Source organism: Pasteurella oralis (genome assembly GCF_042681465.1).
In the GTDB taxonomy this organism is placed as follows: Bacteria; Pseudomonadota; Gammaproteobacteria; order Enterobacterales; family Pasteurellaceae; genus Pasteurella; species Pasteurella oralis.
The window spans coordinates 256,225-263,219 of record NZ_JBHUFP010000004.1 but is presented as its reverse complement, the minus strand read 5'-3'; the positions used below and the strand labels follow the sequence as shown (position 1 = coordinate 263,219).

At 28.8% G+C, this 6,995-nt stretch carries 7 protein-coding genes; 2 read left to right on the top strand and 5 right to left on the bottom strand.

Features of this window, described 5'->3' with window-relative positions; all coding sequences use genetic code 11:
• The 5 genes from ACFSAV_RS03015 to ACFSAV_RS02995 all read right to left on the bottom strand — a co-directional run.
• A partial coding sequence (locus tag ACFSAV_RS03015) for a hypothetical protein (RefSeq protein WP_379096025.1) occupies nucleotides 1–285 on the bottom strand: 285 nt, incomplete at its 3' end.
• Nucleotides 286–939: 654 nt separating this feature from the next.
• Complete coding sequence (locus ACFSAV_RS03010; RefSeq protein WP_379096022.1) at nucleotides 940–1,554, bottom strand: hypothetical protein; 615 nt, start codon at nucleotides 1,552–1,554, stop codon at nucleotides 940–942.
• Nucleotides 1,555–1,971: 417 nt separating this feature from the next.
• The gene (locus ACFSAV_RS03005) at nucleotides 1,972–2,613 is read right to left on the bottom strand and encodes a hypothetical protein (RefSeq protein WP_379096019.1); all 642 of its coding nucleotides are present in this window, start codon (nucleotides 2,611–2,613) and stop codon (nucleotides 1,972–1,974) included.
• Between the two features lie 319 nt (nucleotides 2,614–2,932).
• Complete coding sequence (locus ACFSAV_RS03000) at nucleotides 2,933–3,523, bottom strand: hypothetical protein (RefSeq protein WP_379096016.1); 591 nt, start codon at nucleotides 3,521–3,523, stop codon at nucleotides 2,933–2,935.
• Nucleotides 3,524–3,615: 92 nt separating this feature from the next.
• Nucleotides 3,616–4,461, bottom strand: a complete 846-nt coding sequence (locus ACFSAV_RS02995; RefSeq protein WP_379096013.1) for a hypothetical protein — start codon at nucleotides 4,459–4,461, stop codon at nucleotides 3,616–3,618.
• Between the two features lie 374 nt (nucleotides 4,462–4,835).
• On the opposite strand from ACFSAV_RS02995, the gene der reads away from it, so the two are divergent.
• Both der and ACFSAV_RS02985 read left to right on the top strand, forming a co-directional pair.
• A complete protein-coding gene (gene der, locus ACFSAV_RS02990; protein WP_379096010.1) occupies nucleotides 4,836–6,368 on the top strand; it encodes a ribosome biogenesis GTPase Der in 1,533 nt (510 codons plus the stop codon).
• A 69-nt stretch (nucleotides 6,369–6,437) separates the two neighbouring features.
• Nucleotides 6,438–6,833 (top strand): hypothetical protein, encoded by a 396-nt coding sequence (locus ACFSAV_RS02985; RefSeq protein WP_379096007.1) that lies wholly within the window; start codon nucleotides 6,438–6,440, stop codon nucleotides 6,831–6,833.
• The last annotated feature ends 162 nt before the right edge of the window (nucleotides 6,834–6,995 follow it).

Here is a 6,995-nt window from a genome sequence, read left to right as displayed (position 1 = left end):
GTAGGGATTATATTTAGGATTAAAAACTACAGGAAAAATACCTAACTTCTCTTTAAAACTATTAAGTTCAAATAATAATACAAAACACTTATAATGTTTAATATGCTTTTTTGTTTGATAATCAATAACCTTTGTAAATTTTTTTGATAAATCAATGGAATACAGAGGTGTATCTTCTCGATCTGGCTTATGCCTTGAATTTAAATAAAAAGAAGGATAATAATAAAATATAAAAATAAATAAAATCATAATAAAATATATTTTTTTGTTGAAAATCCTAATCATACCATCACCTACAAAAACAATAAAATTAACAAATTAAAATAAAAAAACCCAAAGCACATACCCCCATACATGCGTCCCTCTAAAAAACTATTTAATCACTCTATAAAGATTTAAAAAAATCAAAAATATTAAATTTTAATCGTTATAATAAAAATAAAAAATTATAATAGTTAACTTTAATGTAAATACATTAACATCACTATAATAACCATCCATACTAGCACATTATACTTCTTATAAAAATATATTAAAAAGCTAGTATGTATTAACATAATGAATAAGAAGTTTTTATGACAACGCTTGTAGTTACTCTTGTAAATCACTTTATTAATATAGAGAAATCAATATGATTTAATCAACTATACACCTGATTCATTAGTTGATGATTTCTCAGGTTCAACTTTTGCTCATGTTAATGCTAATTCCCATTTTGCCTAGTTTTATCAGTTAAATTAGGCACAACAGGACAATTGCTACATCACAAAGACATCATTTTTACACTTTGATAGAACAGATGCTTACGCCAATCACAAAATAAGTGAATACTGATGATTTTTCAGCTTCTCCAACAATCGGGCTAATATAATCATTTTCCATTTTGGCTACTTTAAATGTTACTTATATTTATTATTAGACATATTATTCCCCTTAACATTATTTTGTGGTTAGTTCTGAAACAATACCTAAATAAGTATCAATATCTTTATACTCAGGAAAAACCATATTATTAGTTATTTCAATATGGTAAAAAGAATTTTCTTTAAAATCATAACAACTATTAGATAAAGGCCATGAATATCCTCCAACTACGTTCATACTGACTTCTTGTTCTAAGACATGTTCTCCTCCCACATATTCAAGGACGAGCATAAAAATCTCTTTTTTCTCTGCCACTAAATGTCCATTTTCATAAATATTGAGAATAAAATGTGGCTTACTTTTTGTTAACTTCTTAAATTCTTCTTCTGTTAAACGATATGGGTTATAGTGAGGATAAAAAGCATGGATATCCCCCACTTTATTTAAGAAATCACTTTCTCTAAAGCCTAAGAAAAAGCATTTTTTACGCTGTACATATTTATATGTTTTAAACTCAAATACAGTTTGACCTTCTTTACTTAAATCGACGCTTTGCCAAAGGCGTTGTCTTAAATCAGGCCAGTAACGCACTTTAGTAAAATAGTGGTAAGTATAATAAGCACCAAATAGTATTATTAGAATAGAAACCAGTGAAATAAAATAAGAATATTTCTTTATAAAAGAAAACATTATTACTCCTTAATATTTTTATAAAAGCCACAATCTCATAAAAAATCTCTCAATAAAACACATCTTTATATTTATTATTCATAAATACAACATTATAAAAATCAGCTAAAAAAGATGTGTTAATTGAGTTATTTTATATTAATTAGTAATTAATACAATCATTAAAAATCTTACTTTTACTTCCTAGCAATTTACTTAAAAAATAAATATTCTTCTCTTAACCATCTACAAAAATAGTACTAAATATAAATTATAATTTATATAAAAATATCTTAAGAAGTTATAGAATATTAAATTTTTATATAACCACATCCATCATAACAATCCCTTTAAATAAGAAACATTATTAAACCAAAAAAAAACAATATTTTGAACTCTTATACACATAAAAAACAGAGATAAATAAAAATTATTTATCTAAACTTTATGTGCTACTGGTCTAATAACTAAAAATGTTTCCACATCTTGGTATTCTGGCAAAATACTCTGATTTATTATTTCTAATCTATAATGTGTATTTTCAGAAAAATCATAACAAGCTGCAGACTCAAGTGTCCAATGTCCCAAAATTTCTGCTATAGATATTCCCCCACCATTAATTTCAAGACTACTAAAGGAAAAGAAGTAAGAAAAATAAATATCTTTCGTTTCTATTAATATCTCATCTTTATAGATTTTTAATAATAACTTAGGTTTTTCTTTAGCTTCTTGATAAAATACACTTTCACTTAATTTAGTAACTCGATAAGCAGAATATTTTGGAGAATAAAAATCACTATAATAATTTTCACCAAATTCCTTTTTCAAATTATCCATTAACTGGAGATGATTAAATGCAATAAGAAAACATTTTTTATGCTTCACTTTAGGTTTAGTATCGTACTCAATCACCTTAATCCATTCATTTGTTAAAGAAATCGGGTAATAACGGAAATCTTTTCTATCTTCTTTATAGATAAACCTAGTAAAATAAAAATAAAGATAAATAGAATATCCCAATAGGATTGGGATTAATAACAATAACACTTGACCATAATATTTCTTTAAAAAATCGATCATAATTTATTACTATAAAAAATAATTAATTTAATACCATATAATAACAGAAAAAAATTATTCTCTTGAGTTTGTGATCTCATTCAAAATTTTAACTTTTCACACTTTATTACTGCTCTCTTAAACTCTCATCTAGTGTAGTTTTAATGGGCTGAATAAATATCTTACTTGCTTTCATTTATCCAAGCTTATTTGTAAGTCAACCCATAGTTAGTCTTTCAAATTTCTCTTTTATGATTGATATACTTATGGCTTCTTATAACATTTTAAAAGTTATAGTATATTTATTTTCTGACATACTTTGTCTCCCTCGTTTTCAAGATTATTTATTGTATATATGTCTAATACTAAAGAATGTTTCAACACCTTGATATTGTGGCAATGGTGTGTCATTAATTAATTCTATTGTATAATGTGAATTTTCCATAAAATCATAACAAGCAGATGTCCTTGGTTTAAAATGTCCATAAACTTGACCTAAACTTATTCTCTTGCCATCCACAATTTCGCCGAAAGATGATTCACTAGCTGTGATATATATCTCTTTTTTTAAAATTAATTCTCCATCTTTATACAGATTCAATAAAAAGTGAGGTTTTCCAATAATTAAAGAAGAATAAAACTGTTCATCAGTTAATGTGTAGGGATTATATTTAGGATTAAAAACCACAGGAAAAATACCTAACTTCTCTTCAAAACTATTAAGTTCAAATAATAATACAAAACACTTATAATGTTTAATATACACTTTTGTTTGATAATCAATAACCTTTGTAAATTTTTTTGATAAATCAATGGAATACATAGGCGTATCTTCTCGTTCTAGCTTATGTCTTGAGTTTAAATAATAAAAAATCCAAACAAATAACAAAGAAATAATAAAAAAATATCTTTTATTAATAATTTTAACCATAACAACACCTCACTATTTTTAAAATCAAACCTTATGGTAAAAATAAATTATTTACAATTATAAAAACAGAAATTAAAAAACACATACTAAAATCAATTTGAATAATATGGCTTAAATAAAATATCGCCACAATTACTTAAAAAATAAACATCTTTTATATCATTAAATTCTCTAACATAATGATGCTTCCCTCCCTCAAAAGATTCTGATACGAAATAATAAAAATAATCTAAATAAAAATAATATATTCCTATACCATAAGCTTTGATATCAACTTTCTCAGGAATATTTCCTCTCTTTGAAAAATTACTCTCTCCAGTAATAAGTCTGTAATTTTTAAATTCTGGAGGCTTATCTTTTATGACAGCACAACAATCTGAGCCTAGCATATAATTATTTAAGAAACTATTTCCAAATAATGCATATTGATTACCATTACTTATATAATCTTCTAAATACTCTGGAGTAATAACTTCATTAGCATAAAACGCTTCTAAGACTTCTTTATTTATTGGAGATAAAGGAAAGTGATTTAATAAATATTTCTTCAATTTTTCATTGGTATAATCTCCAGCTACAAACCAAAGGCTACATACTTCTTTATTTTTCTTACAAAAATATGCAGATTCTTTCTCAATTTCGCCACCATCTTTTACCAATTTTTCATTTCTAGCGCTATATATTTCATAAAGTAATATAGAACTTAATTGAACCATTGCCTTATCTTTTAGTTCATCTAATGAATAATACTTTCTATCTCTCCAGCAATATCCATCTTTATTCTTTTTGACAAACTCCGCTTGGCTAATAAAAAATGGTTTTGAATTTTTACTCACCAATTGATTAAAATAACTATATTCATTCCAACTCATCCCCCAAAACAAGTAATAAAATAGAATAAGAACACAAAAGAAATTTACCACTTTAAAATTAAACATAGCAAAACTATCCTTAGTTAATCATTTGGTATGATTAAATAAGTAAAACAGTAAATCAACCATATCAAAAAACTTATTATAGAAACATTAATACTAAAAGAAAAAATGTCAATATAGTCGAATCAAAAACCATGACCAATATCACATTTTAATTATTTAAAAATAAAATTTTAAAAACAGATATTATTTATATAGCCATTATTTTTTACCTTTGTGATTCATAGAAAATTATAAACACGCTTGATAAATTAATAAAAAATAATTTTTATTTTCATTACTTGTCCATTTCTCATCTTTCACAGAATCCGCTATAATAGTTTGATTTTTAACTGTGCTATGAATCCATAGGCAGAAATTCTGAATAAGAGGTTTTTATGACAACGCCTGTAGTTGCCCTTGTTGGTCGTCCTAATGTCGGGAAATCAACATTATTTAATCGTTTAACACGCACACGTGATGCATTAGTGGCTGATTTTCCAGGCTTAACTCGTGATCGTAAATATGGTCAGGCGAATATTGCTGGTTATGATTTTATTGTTATTGATACTGGTGGAATTGATGGCACAGAAGAAGGTGTGGAAGAAAAAATGGCGGAGCAATCATTGCTTGCCATCGAAGAAGCCGATGTCGTGTTATTTTTAGTGGATGCACGAGCAGGCTTAACTTCAGCCGATATTGGTATCGCCAACTACTTACGTCAACGCCAACATAAAATCACAGTTGTCGTCGCGAATAAAACAGATGGTATTGATGCGGATTCCCATTGTGCCGAGTTTTATCAATTAGGTCTAGGCGAAGTAGAACAAATTGCAGCTTCGCAAGGGCGTGGTGTTTCAGCCTTGATGGAACAAGTACTTGCACCAATTGCAGAACGAATGAATGCAAATGATGACAAGCAAAGTGCGGTCGAAAATTCAGAAATTTCGCAAGATGATGAGCAGGATGAATGGGAGCAAGATTTCGATTTCACTAATGAAGAAGATACAGCACTATTAGATGATGCACTTGCAGAAGATGTCGAAGAGCAAGACAAAAATATTAAGATTGCTATCGTTGGACGCCCAAACGTAGGTAAATCGACCCTAACTAATCGTATTTTAGGCGAAGATCGTGTTGTGGTGTACGACTTACCAGGAACAACAAGAGACAGTATTTATATCCCGATGGAACGTGATGGGCAACAATATACGATTATTGATACGGCAGGCGTACGTAAGCGTGGTAAGGTTCATTTGACAGTAGAAAAATTCTCGGTAATCAAAACGTTACAAGCAATTCAGGATGCGAATGTCGTGTTATTAACGATTGATGCACGTGAAGGTGTTTCAGATCAGGATCTCTCTTTACTTGGCTTTATTTTAAATGCGGGTCGCTCATTAGTTATCGTAGTCAATAAATGGGATGGCTTAAATCAAGATATTAAAGATCAAGTGAAATCTGAACTTGATCGTCGTTTAGACTTTATTGATTTTGCGCGTGTTCATTTTATTTCTGCGTTACATGGCAGCGGAGTAGGCAATCTATTCGATTCGATCCAAGAAGCTTATACTTGTGCAACACAGAAAATGACAACTTCTATGTTGACACGTATCTTACAAATGGCAACTGACGAGCATCAACCACCGATGATGAGTGGTCGTCGAATTAAATTAAAATATGCGCATCCAGGTGGTTATAACCCGCCAATTATCGTCGTACATGGTAATCAAATGGATAAATTGCCTGATTCTTATAAACGTTATTTATCAAACTATTATCGCCGCAGTTTGAAAATTATTGGGTCGCCAATTCGTTTATTATTCCAAGAAGGTAACAACCCATTTGCAGGTAAACGTAATAAGCTCACGCCAAATCAGTTACGTAAGCGTAAACGTTTGATGAAATTTATTAAGAAATCCAAGCGTTAAAATCAACTATTGTGGCGTTCCTAGCTTATATTAGTAACGCTGCAATATGAACAAATAGGAATAGTAGCAATGGCGAATAAGAAAACACTTATTATTTTTCCACTCTTAACACAGTGCATTTTTTCTTTATTTTTGCTATTTTTTGATGCGTTCGATCTTGATAATCTAAGTTATGTTTTTCTATTAACGACTATTCCTGCATTTTTATTTTCTCTCGTTTGTATAGGTTATCAATACCACCAACGTAATCTTGTTCAAATTGCCTTTTTTTCTGGTGTAATTAGTTTCTTTTATACATTAGTAACACTTTCTTTTTTAATCGCACATGATCCTTTACAAGAAGCACAAGTACTTTCCTTATGGGAACAAAGTTTAGCGATGTTGTTTTACGCGGCTATGTTTGCTTTACCAAGCATGATGTATGCGATGATTGTGTTACGTTTATTTTTAAAGAAAGCGTCTTAAACAACTAAATCTGATAAATAGTATTTATCAAGTTATTATCACCAGAGTTTGAAAAGTATTGGGTCGCCAATTCATTGATAAGAAGGCAGTAACTCGTTTGTAGGGGAAAATACAATGAAATGCCATAAATCAGTTGTCAGCCTAAACGTTTATGAAAGTTTA

Excerpts from the sequence above, each read along its gene's own strand:
- ACFSAV_RS02995 (WP_379096013.1), bottom strand. The coding sequence starts at position 4,461 with ATGTTTAATTTTAAAGTGGTAAATTTCTTTTGTGTTCTTATTCTATTT.
- ACFSAV_RS02985 (WP_379096007.1), top strand. The coding sequence starts at position 6,438 with ATGGCGAATAAGAAAACACTTATTATTTTTCCACTCTTAACACAGTGC.
- der (WP_379096010.1), top strand. The coding sequence starts at position 4,836 with ATGACAACGCCTGTAGTTGCCCTTGTTGGTCGTCCTAATGTCGGGAAA.
- ACFSAV_RS03010 (WP_379096022.1), bottom strand. The coding sequence starts at position 1,554 with ATGTTTTCTTTTATAAAGAAATATTCTTATTTTATTTCACTGGTTTCT.
- ACFSAV_RS03000 (WP_379096016.1), bottom strand. The coding sequence starts at position 3,523 with ATGGTTAAAATTATTAATAAAAGATATTTTTTTATTATTTCTTTGTTA.
- ACFSAV_RS03005 (WP_379096019.1), bottom strand. The coding sequence starts at position 2,613 with ATGATCGATTTTTTAAAGAAATATTATGGTCAAGTGTTATTGTTATTA.